We start from the raw sequence: 333 nt of genomic DNA, 5'->3' as shown, positions 1-333 counted from the left end.
CAACGATCAGGCAGGCTTCGCGGTCTTTGCTGACTGGCTGCAACAGCATGCCGAGCCAGGCGCTTGGATCGTGATGGAAGCCACGGGCATCTATCACGAATCGCTCGCCGGGCACTTCCATGCGTTGGGCTACCGAATCGCGGTGCTCAACCCAGCACAGATCGCCCGTTATGCGCAAAGCCAGTTGCAGCGCAGCAAAACGGACAAACTCGACGCCAAGCTGATTGCCACCTATGGCCAGCGGCATGAAGATAGTCTGCGAGCCTGGCACCCGGAACCTGTGTCCATCCGCACGCTTCGCGCGTTGACCCGGCGCCTGGAGGATCTCCAATC

1 protein-coding gene is annotated in these 333 nt (G+C 61.0%); it reads left to right on the top strand.

Annotated elements, in window-relative coordinates:
- The coding region (locus FS767_RS21835) for a transposase (RefSeq protein WP_144968190.1) at positions 1–333 on the top strand (333 nt) is incomplete at both ends.

It is taken from the genome of Pseudomonas sp. DE0010 (assembly GCF_007680745.1).
Taxonomy (GTDB): Bacteria; Pseudomonadota; Gammaproteobacteria; order Pseudomonadales; family Pseudomonadaceae; genus Aquipseudomonas; species Aquipseudomonas parafulva_B.
Note: the sequence above shows the minus strand (reverse complement) of the source record. Positions and strands in the feature narration are given on the sequence as shown.